Origin of the sequence: Haloparvum alkalitolerans (genome assembly GCF_050122995.1) — an archaeon.
GTDB classification, from domain to species: Archaea; Halobacteriota; Halobacteria; order Halobacteriales; family Haloferacaceae; genus Haloparvum; species Haloparvum alkalitolerans.
The window spans coordinates 14955-32363 of sequence record NZ_JBNLIA010000016.1 but is presented as its reverse complement, the minus strand read 5'-3'; the positions used below and the strand labels follow the sequence as shown (position 1 = coordinate 32363).

Annotated in this window: 19 protein-coding genes; 8 read left to right on the top strand and 11 right to left on the bottom strand. The window is 70.3% G+C overall.

All coding sequences use genetic code 11. The features are described from left to right. Positions 1-59 precede the first annotated feature (59 nt). From ACQE3L_RS14410 to ACQE3L_RS14400, 3 genes are all read left to right on the top strand, one after another. Positions 60-323, top strand: coding sequence for a DUF2250 domain-containing protein (locus tag ACQE3L_RS14410; RefSeq protein ID WP_426964565.1), 264 nt, complete (start codon positions 60-62; stop codon positions 321-323). 228 nt (positions 324-551) lie between these two features. Further along, entirely contained in the window at positions 552-1775 is a 1224-nt protein-coding gene (gene pan2, locus ACQE3L_RS14405; RefSeq protein WP_426964564.1) for a proteasome-activating nucleotidase Pan2, read from the top strand. A gap of 125 nt (positions 1776-1900) precedes the next feature. Continuing rightward, positions 1901-2185, top strand: coding sequence for a DUF8015 family protein (locus ACQE3L_RS14400; protein ID WP_426964563.1), 285 nt, complete (start codon positions 1901-1903; stop codon positions 2183-2185). A gap of 9 nt (positions 2186-2194) precedes the next feature. On the opposite strand, the gene ACQE3L_RS14395 is transcribed toward ACQE3L_RS14400, so the two are convergent. Both ACQE3L_RS14395 and ACQE3L_RS14390 read right to left on the bottom strand, forming a co-directional pair. Next, positions 2195-2578 (bottom strand): DUF5811 family protein, encoded by a 384-nt coding sequence (locus ACQE3L_RS14395; protein ID WP_426964562.1) that lies wholly within the window; start codon positions 2576-2578, stop codon positions 2195-2197. Positions 2579-2639: 61 nt separating this feature from the next. Beyond that, positions 2640-3203, bottom strand: a complete 564-nt coding sequence (locus ACQE3L_RS14390) for a pyruvoyl-dependent arginine decarboxylase (protein ID WP_426964561.1) — start codon at positions 3201-3203, stop codon at positions 2640-2642. A 127-nt stretch (positions 3204-3330) separates the two neighbouring features. Between ACQE3L_RS14390 and ACQE3L_RS14385 the strand changes: the two genes are divergently transcribed. Both ACQE3L_RS14385 and ACQE3L_RS14380 read left to right on the top strand, forming a co-directional pair. Then, the gene (locus ACQE3L_RS14385; RefSeq protein WP_426964560.1) at positions 3331-4980 is read left to right on the top strand and encodes a DUF255 domain-containing protein; all 1650 of its coding nucleotides are present in this window, start codon (positions 3331-3333) and stop codon (positions 4978-4980) included. A gap of 103 nt (positions 4981-5083) precedes the next feature. Beyond that, entirely contained in the window at positions 5084-5890 is an 807-nt protein-coding gene (locus tag ACQE3L_RS14380) for a TrmB family transcriptional regulator (protein ID WP_426964559.1), read from the top strand. Positions 5891-5936: 46 nt separating this feature from the next. Here ACQE3L_RS14380 and mptA read toward each other — a convergent pair whose 3' ends face one another. Beyond that, entirely contained in the window at positions 5937-6866 is a 930-nt protein-coding gene (gene mptA / locus ACQE3L_RS14375; protein WP_426964558.1) for a GTP cyclohydrolase MptA, read from the bottom strand. 465 nt (positions 6867-7331) lie between these two features. On the opposite strand from mptA, the gene engB reads away from it, so the two are divergent. After that, a complete protein-coding gene (gene engB, locus ACQE3L_RS14370) occupies positions 7332-7955 on the top strand; it encodes a GTP-binding protein EngB (RefSeq protein WP_426964557.1) in 624 nt (207 codons plus the stop codon). A 36-nt stretch (positions 7956-7991) separates the two neighbouring features. Here the strand turns inward: engB and ACQE3L_RS14365 are convergent, their stop codons facing one another. Beyond that, positions 7992-8696, bottom strand: coding sequence for a helix-turn-helix domain-containing protein (locus tag ACQE3L_RS14365; RefSeq protein ID WP_426964556.1), 705 nt, complete (start codon positions 8694-8696; stop codon positions 7992-7994). 150 nt (positions 8697-8846) lie between these two features. Here ACQE3L_RS14365 and ACQE3L_RS14360 point away from each other — a divergent pair, with 150 nt between their 5' ends. Continuing rightward, entirely contained in the window at positions 8847-9332 is a 486-nt protein-coding gene (locus ACQE3L_RS14360) for a GNAT family N-acetyltransferase (RefSeq protein ID WP_426964555.1), read from the top strand. A 36-nt stretch (positions 9333-9368) separates the two neighbouring features. On the opposite strand, the gene rimI is transcribed toward ACQE3L_RS14360, so the two are convergent. After that, positions 9369-9872 (bottom strand): ribosomal protein S18-alanine N-acetyltransferase, encoded by a 504-nt coding sequence (rimI, locus tag ACQE3L_RS14355; protein WP_426964554.1) that lies wholly within the window; start codon positions 9870-9872, stop codon positions 9369-9371. 96 nt (positions 9873-9968) lie between these two features. Continuing rightward, the gene (locus tag ACQE3L_RS14350; RefSeq protein WP_426964553.1) at positions 9969-11954 is read right to left on the bottom strand and encodes an aconitate hydratase; all 1986 of its coding nucleotides are present in this window, start codon (positions 11952-11954) and stop codon (positions 9969-9971) included. 223 nt (positions 11955-12177) lie between these two features. Here ACQE3L_RS14350 and ACQE3L_RS14345 point away from each other — a divergent pair, with 223 nt between their 5' ends. Then, positions 12178-12654 (top strand): deoxyuridine 5'-triphosphate nucleotidohydrolase, encoded by a 477-nt coding sequence (locus tag ACQE3L_RS14345; RefSeq protein ID WP_426964552.1) that lies wholly within the window; start codon positions 12178-12180, stop codon positions 12652-12654. A 152-nt stretch (positions 12655-12806) separates the two neighbouring features. Here the strand turns inward: ACQE3L_RS14345 and ACQE3L_RS14340 are convergent, their stop codons facing one another. The 5 genes from ACQE3L_RS14340 to ACQE3L_RS14320 all read right to left on the bottom strand — a co-directional run bounded on the left by ACQE3L_RS14340 (position 12807) and on the right by ACQE3L_RS14320 (position 17407). Beyond that, entirely contained in the window at positions 12807-13847 is a 1041-nt protein-coding gene (locus ACQE3L_RS14340) for a capsule biosynthesis protein CapB (RefSeq protein WP_426964551.1), read from the bottom strand. Beyond that, positions 13844-15073 carry a poly-gamma-glutamate biosynthesis protein PgsC/CapC gene (locus ACQE3L_RS14335; protein ID WP_426964550.1) on the bottom strand — a complete coding sequence of 410 codons (1230 nt, stop codon included), beginning with the start codon at positions 15071-15073 and terminating at the stop codon, positions 13844-13846. Before ACQE3L_RS14335 ends, ACQE3L_RS14340 begins: the two co-directional genes overlap by 4 nt. A 170-nt stretch (positions 15074-15243) precedes the next feature. After that, on the bottom strand, positions 15244-16254 hold the full coding sequence (locus ACQE3L_RS14330; RefSeq protein WP_426964549.1) for a cytochrome b/b6 domain-containing protein: 1011 nt from the start codon (positions 16252-16254) through the stop codon (positions 15244-15246). Further along, the gene (locus ACQE3L_RS14325; protein WP_426964548.1) at positions 16251-16730 is read right to left on the bottom strand and encodes a hypothetical protein; all 480 of its coding nucleotides are present in this window, start codon (positions 16728-16730) and stop codon (positions 16251-16253) included. Before ACQE3L_RS14325 ends, ACQE3L_RS14330 begins: the two co-directional genes overlap by 4 nt. After that, complete coding sequence (locus ACQE3L_RS14320; protein ID WP_058366297.1) at positions 16727-17407, bottom strand: 4Fe-4S dicluster domain-containing protein; 681 nt, start codon at positions 17405-17407, stop codon at positions 16727-16729. The genes ACQE3L_RS14325 and ACQE3L_RS14320 overlap by 4 nt, the downstream gene beginning before the upstream one ends. Between the last annotated feature and the right edge of the window lie 2 nt (positions 17408-17409).

Sequence of the window (17409 nt, the reverse complement as noted above, 5' to 3'; positions counted from 1 at the left end):
CTCCCGACCGGCGGGAACGGGCGCAAGGTATATGGCCAATGGTAACATTTGTCACGATCATGTCCCACGGCGCAGCCGGAGACCCGTCCGCAGACCTCAACAGCACCGACGTCCGAGTGCTCGCGTACCTCGCGGAGTCGGGAGCGGACTACCCGGCGCTCGTCGCGAGCAACACGGGACTCCACGCGCCCCACGTCGAGCGGCGGTGCGACGCGCTCCGCGACGCCGGGCTGGTGGAGTCGGTCAGCGGCGAGGTGGTCTACCGCATCACCGGCGACGGCCGCGACGTGCTCTCGGGCGGCGGCGGCCGCGCGTCGGACTGAGCTCCCGGCCCGCAGCCCACCGCCGCAGCCGGGTTCTCACTCGCCGGCCGCGACCGCCGACAGTCCGTTTCTGTCACCGCTTCGACCGCGGCGATCCGCACGCCCGGACGGCGGGCGGAGGTCTCCGCGGGGACGCGCTCCGGGGCGGCGGGCTCCGGATACCGCTCGGGGGTCGCGTTTCGCCGACCCAAAGGCACATTTACGCGCGAACCGTAGCGCGGGCAACGAATGTCCCACAGCCCATCACTCCCGGACCGTCCCCGCCTCGAGTTGGACCCCGAGATGACCGAGGCGGAGCGGCTGGAGGCGATCCGCAAACATTACGAGCGGATCGTGCAGGTGAACGAGGAGCTGGAGCGGCGGCTCGAGGACGCGCAGGGTCGCCGCGACGACCTCAAGGACGACGTCGACGAGCTGAAGCGGGAGAACGAGGTGCTGAAGACCTCGTCGCTGTACATCGCGTCCGTCGAGGAGATCACCGAGGACGGCATCGTCATCAAGCAGCACGGCAACAACCAGGAGGTGTTCACGCAGGCGTCCACCCGGATGGACGGCGACCTCGAACCGGGCGACCGCGTCGCGATCAACGACTCCTTCTCGGTCCAGACGGTGCTGGACGACGAGACCGACGCCCGCGCGCAGGCGATGGAGGTCGACGAGTCGCCGGACGTGACCTACGGGGACATCGGCGGCATCGCCGACCAGATCCGCGAGGTTCGCGAGGCGGTCGAGGACCCCCTCGACAACCCCGAGGTGTTCGAGACCGTCGGCGTCGACCCGCCGAGCGGCGTCCTGCTGCACGGCCCGCCGGGGACCGGTAAGACGATGCTCGCGAAGGCCGTCGCCAACGAGTCCGACGCCACCTTCATCAAGATGGCCGGCTCCGAACTCGTCCGCAAGTTCATCGGCGAGGGCGCGAGGCTCGTCCGCGACCTCTTCGAGCTGGCGCAGGAGCGTGAACCCGCCGTGATCTTCATCGACGAGATCGACGCCGTCGCGGCGAAACGGACGGACTCGAAGACCTCCGGCGACGCGGAGGTCCAGCGGACGATGATGCAGCTGCTCTCGGAGATGGACGGCTTCGACGAGCGCGGCGAGATCCGCATCATGGCCGCGACCAACCGCTTCGACATGCTCGACGAGGCGATCCTCCGGCCCGGCCGGTTCGACCGCCTCATCGAGGTCCCCAAGCCCGACGCCGAGGGGCGGAGCCGCATCCTCGACATCCACACCGAGGAGATGAACGTCGCCGACGACATCGACCTCCGCGACCTGGCGGCCGACCTCGACCGCTACAGCGGCGCCGACATCGAGTCACTGGCGACCGAGGCGGGGATGTTCGCCATCCGCGACGGCCGCACCGAGGTCCGCCGCGAGGACTTCGAGGACGCCCGCGAGAAGCTCGCCCAGGCCGAGGAGACGGCCGACCGCGCGATCCACTACCAGTACTGACCCACCGGTACCGACGCCTCCTTCGATACCGGCACCGCGGCGTCCGGCCGCGAACCGGTTCCCCGTCTCCGGGCGGGACAATTTCTAAGTGAGTTCCAGCCGTGCGATCCGACCGGGTGAGACGAATGGTGCATAGTGGCGACGCGATCATCGACGGCATCGACGGCAACGACGGCAACGGCGGACCGAGCCGGTCGGAGTACGACTGGCTCCTCGCCGCGATCCCCGTCCCGTTGCTGGCCGGCTGGACGACCGCGCCGGTCGTGGGGTCGTCGGCGACGCTGGGGCTGGGCGTCGGCGCGGTCGTGGCCGCGACGCTCGTCGCCTACGCGCTGTTCGGCGTGACTCCGTCCGCAGAAGGACAGCATCTCGACCGCGACCGCCGTCCGGGAGCGCCCGGCGGCGACTGACGCAGCGTCTTACTTCGCCGTCGGCGTGAGCTCGCCGTCGCCGACCGCGTTCATCACCTGTACCGCCGCGCTGGCCGCGAGCCCCTTCGCGACCTCCTCGGCGTCGGTGTCTTCGATGCCGGTCTCCAGCTCCTCCGGGTCCGGCGCGAACCCGGCGGAGACGGGGTGACCGGCCGGTGGGTTCACCGCGACCGTCGCGGTGGCCCCGCCCGTGCCCACCGACAGCTCGGAGCCGACGATGTAGCCGTCCGGGAGGTACGACTCCGTGCGGTCGACGATCCCCGCGACGGCGGTCCGCAGCGCCCGCTCTTGGTCAGGGGAGAGGTCCACCGGCTCCGGCTCGCCGGCGCCCGCGACGCCGGGAGCGCCCGCGTAGGGGTTGTTTCCGTTCATTGAGGGTGAGGGGAGTTGGAGAACGCGAGGTAAAAAGGCGTCGGCGGTGTCGCTCGGCGCCTCAGAGCACCGGTTCCGATTCGCCGTACGCGGCCACGACGACCGTCGTCGTGTACGCGTCCGGCGTCGGGGTCGCGGCCTCGACGAGACACTCCCGGTCGTCGAGCGTCCAGTCGCGGAGTTCGGCGCCCGCGTCCAACCCGGCGTCGATGCGCTCGCGTACGTCCGCGGCGTCGGTGCCGGTCACCTCGTAGAACAGCCCCGGACCGGGCCCGGTCGCCCAGCCGAGGCCCGCGACGACGGCGTCCATCTCGGACCCATTCTCCCGTTCGTCGGCGTCGGCCGCGACCGTCTCGCCCTCCGCGGAACCGGCCACGTCGCCCTGCCGAAAGCTCGCGCCCTCCGGGCCGACGGTCCGTCGCGCCTCGACGACGGTGAGGCGGTTGCCGGCCGGACCGAGGTCGGGGGCGCGGTCGACCGCCTCGACGGTCGCCTCGGCCGGGACGACCGAGGAGACCGAGACGAGGTTGTAGTTGTGGAGGTTGGCGTCGGCGAGCGCCGCGTCGTAGGAGGCCATCTCCGTGGGCGCGACGCCGGTCCCGGCGGCCACGTGGATCGCGTTCATAGAGGAGCGCGGCGCTCGCCGCGGTAAGGCGTTACGAACCCCGGTCGGCGGCCTCCGACGCCGGCACCGGGCGGGTCGCCCCCGCCGTCTCGAAGCGCTTACCCTCGCGCCCCTCCCAGTTCCGGCCATGACTGAGACGCGCGTCGAGTGGCGCGAGTGGGGCCCGGAAGCGTTCGCCGCGGCCGCGGAGACCGACCGGCCGGTGCTGCTCTCGCTCACGGCGACGTGGTGTGCAGACTGTCACGAGATGGAGGCGAAGACGTACGCGGAGCCGCGGATCGCGGCCAACGTCAACGACGGCTTCGTGCCGGTCCGCGTCGACGTGGACCGCAACCCCCGCGTCCGCGAGCGGTACAACATGGGCGGGTTCCCCTCGACCGTCTTCCTCGCGCCCGACGGGACCCTGCTGACGGGCGCCGGCTACCTCGACCCCGAGGGCATGCGCCAGGTGCTCGATTCGGTCCGCGAAATGTACGCCGAGAAGGGCGCCGACGCCGGGCGCGTCCCGCGGGCGCTCGCGGGCGACCTCCCGCCGGCCGGCGAGGTGACGGAGGCCATCGAGGAGCACCTCGTCGGGCAGTTGGACGTGAAGTTCGACGAGGAACACGCCGGCTGGGGCGACGACGCGAAGTTCCCGCTCCCGCGGACCGTCGAGTTCGCGCTCAAGCGCGACCGCGACCGCGCCCTCCGCACGCTCGATGCGGTCCGGAACCACCTCACCGACGAGGTCGCCGGCGGCTTCTTCCGCTACGCGGGCGGCCGCGACTGGACCGACGTGCACTACGAGAAGCCCCTCGACACGAACGCGGCCGTCCTCCGGGCGTTCGCGAACGCCTACCTCTACACCGGCGAGGAGGCCTACCGCGAGCCGGCCGCGGGCGCGGTGTCGTTCCTCACCGACGACCTCTGGACCGGCGTCGGCGTCGGCGGGAGCCTCGGGCCGGGGATGGGCCGCGCCTACTACGCCCGCAGCGCCGGCGACCGCGCCGACCTCGACGCCCCGCGCGAGGACCTCACCGTCTACGCGGGCGGCAACGCCCTCGCGGCCGACGCCATGCTGGCGTTCCACGCCTACACCGACGACGAGCGCGCCGGCGAGTACGCCGAGCGGATCCTGGGCGTCCTCCGCCGGGACCTGATCGACGCCGAGACTGGCGCAGTCACCAGGTTCCGCGCCGGCGACGCCGTGGGCGAGACCGACCTGCTCGAGGACGCCGCCCGGGTCGTCGCCGCGCTCGTCCGTGCCGAGTCGGTCCTCGGCGAGGGCGCCGACCTCGCTCGGACGGTCGCCGACCGCGCGATCGAGCGCCTCCACGACGGTGGGTCGTTCGTCGACGGGCCGCGGGAGGGCGAGGCGCTCCTCGACCGCCCGTTCCGACCCGTGGACGGCAACGTGGAGATGGCGGAGACGCTGTTGGACCTCTCACTCGTCACCGGCGAGGAGCGGTACGAGGCGGTGGCCCGCGAGACGGCCGCCGCGTTCGCGGGCGCGTCCGACCGGTTCGGCGTCCAGGTTGCGGGCTACGGCAGCCTCGTCGGCCGGCTGACGCGCGGGTCGACGCTCGTCGCGGTCGGCACCGAACCGGGCAGCGACCTCCACCGGGCCGCGCTGCGGGTCGCCGACCACGAGAAGGTCGTCGTCCCGAACGCGCATCGCGGCGCGGGACCGCTCGACGTCGAGGAGGGGGCCGCCGTCGTCCGCGTGGGCGACCGGACCGCCGACCCGGCGACAACCCCGGACGAGTTGATGGCGCGCGTCGCGGACGTAATCGCGTAGCGCGAATCGACGCCGGCTCCGCACCGATTCGAGCACTCCGTCGTCGGAGGGCACGGCGGTAAACCCCCGGTGCGTTTATGAGTCTCGGCGGAGTCGGTCCGGTATGGCGAGTTTACGGGACCTCGGGCTCTCGGAGTACGAGGAGCGCACCTACCGCGCGCTGTTGCGGACCGGACCGACGACCGCGAAGGACCTCTCGCGGGCGAGCGAGGTGCCGATGGGCCGCATCTACGACGTGCTCAACAGCCTCGAACAGCACGACCTCGTCAGGAGTCAGGCGGCGAGCCGGCCCAAGAAGTACGTCGCGGTGGAGCCGGACGCAGCGCTGGACCGACTGCTCGACGCCAAGAAGCGGGAGTTGGCCGAGCGGGCCGAGCAGTACGAGTCCGTCGTCGACGAGCTCTCGACGGAGCTCGAGTCCGCCGAGCCGGTCGAGGGGGAGTTCTGGACCGCCGCGGTCGGGGCCGAGGAGACGACGGACCTCCTGTTGGAGCGCATCGCGGCCGCCGAGCGACGCATGGTCGTCGTCGCCGGCGGGCCGACGGTCGGGTTCGACCTCGGGTCGATCGGCGAGCAGGTGACCGAACAGCTGGAGGCGGCGCTCGACCGGGGCGTCGAGATCAGGGTCCTGCTGTCGCCGGCGGTCGTCGACGAGCTCCCCCGGAGCGTCGGGCGGCGCTACACGGCCGAGCTGGCCGACCACGACGGGTTCGCGGTGCGGACCGCCGAGGGCGTCGACGGGACGTTCAACCTGTTCGACGGCGTCGAGACCTGCATCGAGGTGCCGCACCCGCTCTCCGAGGACGAGCCGTTCGCGATGATCGACCTGAAGGACCCGGAGTTCGCGGCCGACGTGAAAGCGCAGTTCGAGCCGCGGTGGGAGGAGGCGGAGCCGCTGCGGTTCGGGTGAGGCCGGGAGGAGATGGAGGGGAGGGAGGAGGACGTGACGGCCTCGGTCAGTCGCCGTTCAGTTCGGCGCGCAGCTGCCCCATCGTGACCTCGCGTTCGGCGTGCGCGTTGTGCTGGTGGATCGACTCGTCGTTCGACTGGGCCATGCGGATCACGGCGTCGTCATCGAGATGGTCGAACTCGTCGACCGTGCTCTCGGCGAGCGCGCGGACGCAGTCCTCCACGAACTTCGCGTCGGAGTGGGCCGCGAACGTCATGTGGTCCTCGTCGGGGCGTTTGGCCATGTTGTAGATGCGGGCGCTCATGGCGTCGCGCGCGATGTCGATGACGTCGCCGAGGTCGACCTCGGGATCGCCGTTCGCGGTGACGGTCAGCGTCGCGTGTCCGCGCTGGGAATGACCGGGTTGGGGGACGGCGTCGAGGAACTCCTCGGTCGTCTCCTCGTCGACGCCCAGATCGTGGAGCTTGTCGCGGGCGCGGGACTCGGACATGCCCTGCGAGCAGGGGCAGACCGTCATGCCGGTGACCTCGGCGCCGATCTCCTCGCGGGTGCCTTCCTCGGTCGCCTCCGCGGAGGCGATGATCCGCGCGGTGTTCTGCGTCTGTCGGCCCGACGCGGGCGTCTCCTCGCGCGTGATCAGGTCCGCCTCCATGCGGACCTCCGCCGTGGAGGTGTAGTCGTGTTTCGCCAGCAGGCGCTCGGCCGCGTCGCCGCAGACGTCCTCGACGCGGTAGGCCTCCTCGCGGGTGATCTCCTCGAGGATCTCGTCGATCGTCTCCATGTTGCGGGACATGTCGATCCCCTTGCGACCGCTCGGGAGGTCGACGAACACCTCGAACTCGGCCATGAGGACGATGGGGCGCTTGTCCTCGCGCGCCAGTTTGACGAGCTTCTCGACGCCGGTCACGCCGACCTGCGAGAGGCCGACCGCGACGTCCGGCTCGCTCGCCTGTACGTCGGGAAGTTGATGACTCATTATCGGGAGAAGAGGGACGAACGCGAATGAGTGCTTCGGAAGCGGAGGGGGAACCCCCCGCCCGTGGCCGTTCGGACGCTCTGCTCCGCGACACCGTGCGGTGCTGTCGGCGCGCGCCGCGGCGACCGCGACGCGCGTCGCCGCGACCGCGCGAGGGAGGTCGCGGGCCGGGCGCGATGCGGTGCGGTTCCGCGCCCGGCCCGCGGCCGAGGCTGGGGAGGCGTGAGGCTGCGGTGCTGTGCGGTTGCGGTGCGGGGCTGTGCGGGGTGGGACTGAACGGGGCAGCCGGCTGGGGATTTCTGGGTGTTGCTGTCCAAAGCAGCAGAGCCAGATCAGTAGTAGAGAGCATCGCGCGAAGAATCCAAACTCGCACCACCTCCACCTCGCGGATCCGCGGAGACCGCTCCCGAGAAATCCGCCACACGTACACGCGGCGTTTAACCGCCTCGACCGTCTACGCCGCGTATGTTCGAAGACCGACCGGACCGCGACGCGGAGGTCGTCCTCGTGGGGCGGTCGAACGTCGGGAAGTCGACGCTGATGCGGGAGCTGACGGGCCACTCGTTCGACACGGGCGGGAAGCCGGGCGTGACGCGCCAGCCCAACCACTACGACTGGACCGGCCAGGACTTCATGTTCACCGACCTCCCCGGCTTCGGCTTCATGTCCGGCGTCGAGGACGAGCGCCGCGAGGCGATCAAGACCGACATCGTCCGGTACGTCGAGGAGAACGCCGAGGCCATCCTCGCGGGGGTCGTCGTCGTGGACGGCAAGAGCGCGGTCGACATCATCGACCGCCACGCCGAGCGCGGCAACGTTCCCCACGACGTGGAGATGGTGTCGTTCCTCCGGGACGTGGGGATCGACCCCATCGTCTCCGTCAACAAGATGGACAAGGTCGACGACCGCGACGAGCGCCTCGACGCCATCTGCGACCGCCTCGGCTTCTACCCGCCGTGGCAGCAGTGGGAGGGCGAGGCGATCGCCCCGATCTGCGCCAAGCGCGGCGACATCGAGGCGCTCAACGAGTGTCTCAGAAACCGCTTCCACGAGGCGAAACGCGACGACTTGCTGCAGTTCGTGAAGTAGGGTCGCGGCTCGGCTCGGCGCTGCAGCGTCCGCCGCCTACAGCTCCCGCAGCGTCTCCAGACTCTCGTCTAAGTCCTGCGTCGTGACCGCCAGCGAGAAGCCGTCGATGGTGGCCAGGTCCGCGGCGTGGGGCCACAGGTCCTCCTCCTCGATGCCGTGGAGCACGACCGCGTTCGGCGTCGGGGTGACGACGCGCATCGCGACCAGCGGCGACTCCCCGCGGCTGACGCCGGTGAACACCAGCGCGCGGTTGGTCGACTGGCCGTACAGCCGGTAGAACTCCTCGCTGGACAGGCGGGTGATCGCCTCGATGGAGTTGATCACCGTGTGGCCGTAGACGTGGTCGCGGTCGCCCGAGACGATCTCGGTCGCGCCCATCGCGTCGTAGAACTCGTCCATCGGCACCGCGGTCGCGTACTCGCGGAGGTCGTGGACGATGTCGCTCTCGAAGCCCGCCGAGAGCACCCGGGCGTACTGCCGGAGTCGGCCGCCGCCGCGGGCCTCGTCGATGTCGAGCAACCCGTCGACGGTCCGGCGGACGACGCCGATGCCGGGGCTCTCCCGGCGCCCGCTCTCGTAGTCGGAGATCACCGACGAGGAGACCCCGAGCTGGTCGGCCAGCTCCGTCTGGGACACGTCGAAGTCCGTCCGCCACTTGCGCAGCGTGGCTCCCGGGTCGTCGCTCAGGGTGATCTCGCCGGCGATGCGCCGGGCGAGCTCCTCGCGGGCTGTCTCGCTCATGGGCTCACGGTGCGTCCGAGACCCGCAAAAGGGTATCGAAAGGTGGGTACGACACCTGTCGAGCCTCGAGCGCGGACGCCCGGTTCCGAACCGCACCGACCGCCCCTCCGCAGTCGCAACCCTCACGGCCGCGGTCGGCGAAGGCGCCGCATGGAGATCCGACCGTACGCGGACGCGGACGCCGCGGACCTGTGGGCGTGCAAGCGCGCCTTCGAGACCGGCCTCGGCGAGAACACCGGCGGCGAGGAGAAGGCGACAGTCTACGCGGAGAAACTGACCGACGAGTACCGCGAGGAGTGGTTCGCGTGGGTCGACCGCTGTCGCGCCTCCGACGAGCGGTGTCTCACGGTCGCGGACGACGGCGACGGCGTCGTCGGCTACGTCTTCCTCCTCCCGGAGACGATGGCCTTCGTCTGGGACGCCGCGGTGATAAACGAGGTGTACCTCGACCCCGCCTACCGCGGGACGGGCGTCGCGGACGACCTCATGGACGCGGCACTCGCGCTGGCCCGGGACCAGGACCTGCCGCTGGACCGGGTCGTCCTCGACGTGGACCCGGCGAACGAGCGCGCGCGGGCCTTCTACGACCGCCACGGCTTCGAGCCGTGGGGCGAACTCGTCGCGCGCGAGCTCTGAGCGTCGCCATCCTCCCGCCGCGTCGCCGACCTCCGACTACTGCGCGCCCCACTCGCCGAGGTCGAGCAGCAAAACGAGCGCGTCCTCGCCGTCGCCGTAGTACCCGCCGACGCGCCGCACCGGTTCGAACCCCTCGTCGCGGTACAGCGACCGCGCGACCTCGTTGCTCTCCCGGACCTCGAGTTTGACGACGACCGCGCCCGCCCCGGCGAGTTGCACCAGCCCGTTCCGGAGGAGCCGGCGACCGATCCCGCGACCGCGCGCGTCCGGATGGACGGCGAGGTCCTTGATGTGGCCGATGTCGCGGCCGGCGTTGGGCATCACGTCGCCGACGACGTAGCCGACGACCGCGCCCTCGCGGACCGCGACGAGGAACGCCGGCTCCTCGACCAGCCGCTCGAAGGCGTCGTAGGGCCACGGGTCCGCAAAGCAGGCGCGCTCGATGCGGAGCACCGACAGGAGGTCCTCGCGGCGCGCCCCGCGGACGGTCACGTTCGCCGATTCCTCGTGCACGCCTCGGCTCAGGGGCGGTCGACTCATAAGCCCGACGGCGGACGGCCACGGCGACGCACCAGGCGCTCGCGAGGGCGCTCGCGGTCCGCGAAAAATCGGCAAAAACGGGGCGGTTGGCGGTCCTCAGTCGTCGGCGGGCGCGGCGCCGCTGCCGGACTGGTGCTGCTTTTTCGTCCACGAGAGCTTGCCGCCGGCCGCGAGGATGTCGAGTTCGCGGTCGGAGGCGTCGAGCTCCGCGGTGAACTCCCAGTCGTCGTTCACGCGGGCGGTGAACGTCTCCTGGCCCTCGCGCACGGCCGCGTCCACGTCGTCGAGGATCTCGATGTCGTCGCCCTGGTCGATCTTCTCGTACGTCTCCGCGTCGATCTCCAGCGGGACGATGCCGAAGTTGAACAGGTTCGCCTTGTGGATGCGGGCGAAGCTCTGGGCGAAGACGGCCTCGATGCCGAGGAACATCGGACAGAGCGCGGCGTGCTCGCGCGAGGAGCCCTGACCGTAGTTCTCGCCGGCCACGAGGACGCCGCCGTCAGCGTCGAGCGCGCGGTCGGCGAACGTGTCGTCGACGCGCGAGAGCGTGAACTCGGAGAGCTTCTCGATGTTCGAGCGGAACTTGAGGATGTCCGCCGTCGCCGGGATGATGTGGTCCGTGGTGATGTTGTCCTCCATCTTCAGCAGCGCCTCGCCGCTGATGTCGGAGTCGATGCCCTCACGGATGGGCACGTCGCCGATGTTCGGGCCCTTGATCAGCTCGTCGTCGATGGCCTCCTCGGGGGTGATGATGTCGGGGTCGTCCTGACCCATGCCGGGGCCGTAGGACTCGCCCATCTCCAGGCCGGGCGCCTCGAGGTCGCCGAGCTCGTCCGCGAGGTCGCGGGGGTCGACGATCTCGCCGGCGATGGCCGCGGCGGTCGCGACCTCGGGCGAGCAGAGGAAGACGGAGTCGTCCTCGATGCCGGAGCGGCCCTCGAAGTTGCGGTTGAACGTGCGCAGCGAGACGGAGTCGGAGGCGGGGACGTGGCCGATGCCGATACAGGCACCGCACGTGGCCTCGGAGAAGTTGACGCCGGCCGCCATCATCTCCGCGGTCCAGCCCTCGCGAGCGAGCATCTCGGACGCCTGCTTGGAGCCGGGCGCCACGATCATCTCGGTGTGCTTCGCGACCTCGCGGCCCTCGAGCATCTTCGCGCCGGGCAGGATGTCCTCGTAGGCGCCGTTCGTACAGGAGCCGATGATGACCTGTTCGACGTCGGTGCCCTCGTACTCGCTGACGGGGGCGACCTTGTCGGGCATCGACGGCGCGGCGACGAGCGGCTCGAGGTCGTCGAGGTTCACCGTGATCTCCTCGGCGTACTCGGCGTCCGCATCGGGCTGGAGGTCGACGAACTCGTCCTCGCGGCCCTGCTTCGCGAGCCAGTCCTTCGTCTTCTCGTCGGTCGGGAAGATGGAGGAGGTGGCGCCGAGCTCGGTGCCGAGGTTGGTGATCGTCGTCCGCTCGGGGATGGAGAGCGACTCGGCGCCGGGCCCGGTGTACTCGAACACCTTGCCGACGCCACCCTTGACGGTCAGCTCGCCGAGGAGGTGGAGCGCGATGTCCTTCGCGGTCGCCCACTCGGGCAGCTCGCCCTCGAGGTGGACGTTGACGACCTCGGGCATCTCGACGTAGTAGGCGCCGCCGCCCATCGCGACAGCGATGTCGAGCCCGCCCGCGCCGATCGCGAGCTGGCCGAGCCCGCCGGGGGTCGGCGTGTGCGAGTCGGAGCCGAGCAGCGTCTTGCCCGGCGCCGCGAAGTTCTCCTTGTGGACCTGGTGGCAGATGCCGTTCCCGGGCCGGGAGAAGTAGGCGCCGTACGTGCCCGCCGCCGAGCGCAGGAAGCGGTGGTCGTCGGTGTTCTTGAAGTCGAACTGATACGTCTGGTGGTCGCAGTACTGCGCGGCCAGCTCGGTCTGGACCTCGTCCATCTCCAGCGCCTCGAACTGGAGCCAGACCATCGTGCCGGTCGTGTCCTGTGTGAGCACCTGGTCGATCTCGATACCGATCTCCTCTCCGGGCGTCAGCTCGCCCTCGACGAGATGGTTATCGAGGATCTTCTCCGTAATCGTCTGTCCCATATCGATCCGAGATGCGGTCGCCCCGGATATAAATCCCGCGAGTTTTCCGCATAACGACCGTGTGGAATCGCCACACGAAACGGCGGTAAGAGAACGGGTGTCTTCCCCATCCCCTATTATGATTTGAACACTCAATATCTCGGTTCTGCGCTCGCGTGAGGCGGCCGCTCCACCGGCGTCCCGAGTCGACACGACTTTGCGCCGCGGCCCCGCTCCCTCGGGCATGTTCGAATCGGGCGCGTACGTGGCGGAGTCGCTGGAGCGCGCGGGCGCGGACCTCGACGAGGAGCAGGTCCAGCCGAACGGCGTCGACCTGACGCTCGGCGAGGCCTTCGTGCAGACGGAACCGGGCCGCATCGAGCCCGACGGGAAGTCGGTCGGCGACCGGGCACGGATCGACCCGGACGCGGAGGACCGCTACGCCCTGGAGCCGGGCGCGTACGTCGTGCGGTACGGCGAGCCGGTCCGGATCCCCGAGGGCCACGTCGGCTTCGTCTACCCGCGGTCCTCGCTCCTGCGTAACTCCTGTATGCTCAACACGGCGGTGTGGGACGCCGGCTACGAGGGCGTCGGCGAGGGACTCCTCCGAGTGGGCCACGACCTCTCCGTCGAGCGCGGCGCCCGGATCGCGCAACTGGTGCTCGCGCGCGCGGACCACTCCGGCACCTACGACGGGAGCTATCAGGGCGAACGGCTCTGACGGTCGCCCGTCCGTCGGGGTGTTCGCTCCGCCGGTCGCGTTCACTCGATCGCGCGCTCGTCGATAGCGGCCGCGAGGTCGCGCATGAACGGGTGGACCGTGTTCCCCATCAGGTAGACGGGGTCGCCGTGTGCCAGACACGCCTCCAGCACTCACTCGGGGTCCGTCGAGAGGTCGTGGCGGATCACCCGTGGCGCCGCGCGCCGCTCGACCACCGCCGCGTGCGTGCCCGCGACGTGGACGCGGTCGATCAGGTCCGCGTCCGCGAGCCAGTCGAGGTAGTGGACGAACGCCGCGGTCCGACCGGACCGGTCCCGGCGCGTGAACAGGAACGGCGTGACCGTCGGCTCCGCGAGACGCTCCGTGAGGTGCTGTCTGAGCAGTTCGGTCGACTCGATGTCGTTCATCATCGCGCCGTTACAGACGAGTCCGCCGCCCGCGAGCCGCCGCCACCGCCAGTCGCTCTGTAGCTCCGTCAGCAGGGACTCGACGCGACCCGGGTTGAGGGGGTCGAGCCCGAGCGCGCGCAGCGTCTCGTCGACGACGAACGCAGACTGCGCGCCGAAGGTGTCCGCGAACGGCGAGTCCGGCGGCGGCTCCGCCACCCGGAACTCCACGCCCTGCCGGTCGAACTCCCGGCGGAGGTAGTCGTTGATCGCGTCGTTGCGGTCGCCGCTGATCACGACCGCCTCCTCGGGAGCGGTTCGCGCGAACGCGCGGGCGATGTCCGTCAGGTCGTCGCCGAGCGTCGACTGATGGTCCCGGCGGACGTTGAGCAACACGACGACGTGCGGGTCGAACAGCTCGTTGGCGAGCCGCGTCGTGTACTCGCGGATCCCCTGGTTCTCGACGACGGCCGCCTCGACCGGCCAGTAGGCGCGGAGCTCCCGCTCGTTCTCGTAGAGGCGGGTGACTCCGTCGCGTTCGATCTCGTACTCGTCGAGACCGTGGTAGGAGAACGAGCGGTCGCCGGTCACCTTCGCGTACGTCTCCAGCCCGCGCTCGACGAGCGCCTCGTTGAGCCACCGGACGACGGTCGACTTGCCGCGGACGCCCGAGACCGTCACCCGGTAGGGGACCTCCTCGACGCGCTCGAAGTGTGCGCGCCCCCGGCGCGTGAACCGGAACGCGCTCCGGGCGAGCCGCCGGACCACGCCGGCCGTGCGGTCCCGCAGGGGCCGTCGGTCGCTCACGAGTCGTCCCCCTCCCGCCGCGCGACTAGCGGCGACGACTCCGTGTCGGCATCGGCCGGCAGTCCCTCGGCGAACACCGACTCGCTCGCGAACGCGTGCGCGTCGGGCCTGGACCGTTCGAGCCGCGCTATCTCGACCGCGGCCAACCCGACGATCACCGCACCGAGCGCCACGTACGCCGGAGCGAACGTGCTGCTCAGTCCGGTTCGCGGCACGGGGACGACGGCCAGCAGGACGGCGTAGAAGACGACGAACAGCCCCGCGGAGATCCGGATGTGCGCCGAGCGGTTCGAGGGGGCGACGCGATGGAGGTTGTACGCACCGATGCCGACGAACACGCCGATGAAAAGCAGCGTGATTCCGGGCGCGGCGGCTGGCTCGAGTACGCCGACCGGCAGGACGACCAGCAGCCCGCCGGCCAGCGCGACCGCAAGCAGGTTCCGGCCGTACAGCAGCGTCGTCCAGTGGACCAGCGACAGCATCCAAAAGACCGTGGCCGCGCCCACGCCGTACACGAGAACGGTCGGGCCGTATCGGAGACTGAACATCGCCAGAAGGGGTATCAAAACGATCCCCGCGAGCCGGAGGTCGTAGCGCCGGCGGAACCCCTCATACACCGCCACGTCCGCGAGCAGGAGACTCACCGAGAGCCACGCGGGGACGATCCGCGGGGTCGGCGTCCCGACCGGCTCGACGCCGAGCAGCGCCACGGCGTCGCTCGTCGGCAACAGGAGCACCGGCGGCGTCGGCAACCCGCGCGCGGCAACGAGGTAGACGGCGATCGTCCCGACCGCGAGCAACAGGAGGAAGACGCCCACGGACAGCGTCAGGTCCTCGCGGCGGTCCGCGGGATCCTGCCACATTACGTTGTACGCCGCGATCCCGGGGAAGATGCTCCCGACGACTTCGGCGTCCTCGTAGCTGATCCGGTCCGGGAACGCCGCCCACAACAGGAGCGTCGCGAGCACGGAGACGACCGCTCCGGCCACGACGCCGACGAGGAAGACCTGCCGGCCGTGCAACAGCGTGTACTCCCGGACCGCCCACAGCGTCGCCCACGCACCGCCGGCCGCGACCGCGAACACGAGCGGCGAGAACGGCTCGCGGAACGTGTACACGGCGACGAGCGGGAGCACCAGCACACCGCCGAGCCGGTAGCCGTGGAACTGCGACAGCAGCGCGACGAGCAACACGCCGACGACGAGTATCGTTGTGGCGGCGATCATCGGAGGGTGTCGGCTCTCCGAACGCGGTCGTCCCATTAATATGGATCACATGGAACCGCCGCGACCGAAGAAAAATCAGCGTGGACGCACGTCGGAACCGCATCGCAACCGAACCGCGGCCGCACGCAGTGGCGTCCGGCCGCGAAGGGGTGGGCAGCAGCCAGCGCCCGTCAGTCGTCGCGGCGGCCGCCGTCGGTGGCGGCCGCGCCCGCGCCCTCGTCCGACTCGGCCCCGCGCTGGCTCTTGTAGCGGGCGCGCAGGACGTTGCCGTACATCGAGAGCACGAGCCCCGCGAACAGCACGAGGAAGCCGACGTTGATACCGATCGTCCGCAGCAGGCTTCCCTCGTTGAACGCGAGCTCGCTCGGGACCGGGTAGCCCCCGTAGGTGACCGACGAGAGCAGGACGCTCACGATGCCGAGCACCGCGGCCGCGCCGAACACGTTGACCGCGAGCCGCCAGCTCTTCTTCCGGCGGAGCTTCTCGATGCCCGTCGACTCGTAGTCGTCGGGGTCGCCGTGGAAGCCGGGCGTCTCCTCCTTCGGGAGGAACGCCTTCATCTCAACCGGGTAGAAGGCGGGGTGCATCGCGTGCTCGAACGTGTGGAACATGATCCCCATCAGCATGATGATGCCGAGCAGGCCGTGGAAGGCGACGAACGCCATCGCGGCCGACTGGGAGTTGTAGACGCCGATGAGCCAGGACTTCTGCCAGATGAGGAGCCCCGAGACCATCAGCAGCAGCAGCTCGACGGTGAAGATGGCGATGACGCCCTTGCCGACGTACGACAGCAGCGGGATCTCCTCCGCCTTGTAGCCGGCGAACTGGCGCGCGGCCGGGTGCCGCTCGTCGGCGCGCCCGAGCGCGAACTGCACGTCCTGGATGAACGCCTGCGGGTCGTTCGAGAAGTCGGGCAGCAGGTCGCCGATCGGCGCGCCGTCCGAGGAGCTGAGCAGCATGTACAGCACCCACGTCGTCGTGAGCGCGATGAGCGCGAAGCCGGCCGCGCGGTGGACCGCCAGCACGCCCGCGTTGCCGCCCATCAGCTCCAGGAGCCACCACAGCTCCGCGTTGAACGCGATGGCGTACCCCGTGAAGAACAGCAGGAACACGGTGAGCGCTAAAAGCGAGTGGAAGGTCGTGGTGACCTTCGAGAACTTCCCGTGGTCGAGGCTCGTCATCGCTCCCCCCCGTCGGTCACCGCGGCCTCGCGGCTCGGCTCCTCGCTGCCCGCGGGCGGCTGCATCCGCGCCGCGAGCCGGTGGAACGCCGCCCAGTGGATGAACAGCAGCACGAGGATGAACGCCCCGAGGACGATGTCCGCGATGTGGATCAGCTTGATCGCGCCGTTCAGCAGGGCGATCTCGAGCGTCTCGCCGCTGACGCCGTACACCCAGCTCGAGCCGACGCCGCCGCCGGAGACGGTCGGCCGCACGCGCTGGAGCGCCTCGAACCAGACCCCCTGCTGACCGACGTACCAGACGGAGCCGCTCGCCACGAGCAGCCCGACGACCGCGCTGACGAGCAGCGCCGCGTCGTCGCTCAGCCCGCCGCCTCCGTCCGCCCCGTCGGTCGACTCCGCGCCGCCGTGACCGTCGGCGTCGGCCGCCGGCTCGTCGCCGCCGTCCGCGCCGTCGGTGGTTGGATCGTCGCTCATAGTCTGTCGAACATTTCCGCCTCTTCCTCCCCGAAGATGATGTTCAGGGCGGTCTCGTTGAAGAACGATCCACTGTCGCGCTTGTCGAGCTCGTCGACGATGTCGCCGGTCGAGCCGACGAGGATGGCGTCGGTCGCGCACTCCTCGGCGCAGGCCGGTCCCTTCGAGGCGTGCTGGCGCTCGCGACAGCCCGTACACTTGTCCATCACGCCGCCGGTGCCGAACACCTCGGAGGTGATCGTCCCCTCGCTGTCGGGGAACTGCGGCGCGCCGAACGGACAGCCGGACAGGCAGTACTGGCAGCCGACACAGAGGTCGTCGGTGACCGACACGAAGCCGTCGTCGTTCTTCTGGAGCGCGTTGGTCGGACAGACCGACACGCAGGGTGCGTTCTCACAGTGGTAACACTGCATCGGCAGGGAGGTCTCGCCGGGGCTCTGCCCCTCCGAGAGCGCCGCCGTCTGGCGGGCGTTGTACCCCTCGGCACCCTCCTGCCCTTCGAGCATGGTCGAGATGTCGATACGCTGTTCGTCGTTGGGGACGTCGTAGGTGCGTTTGCACGCGACGACACACGACCCGCAGTCGATACACGCCTCGACGTCGGGGAAGATCCGCATGCCCTCGCCGGTGCTCATCACACCGTCGCTCATCCGCGCCCCGGAGTCGTTTGTTGACATTG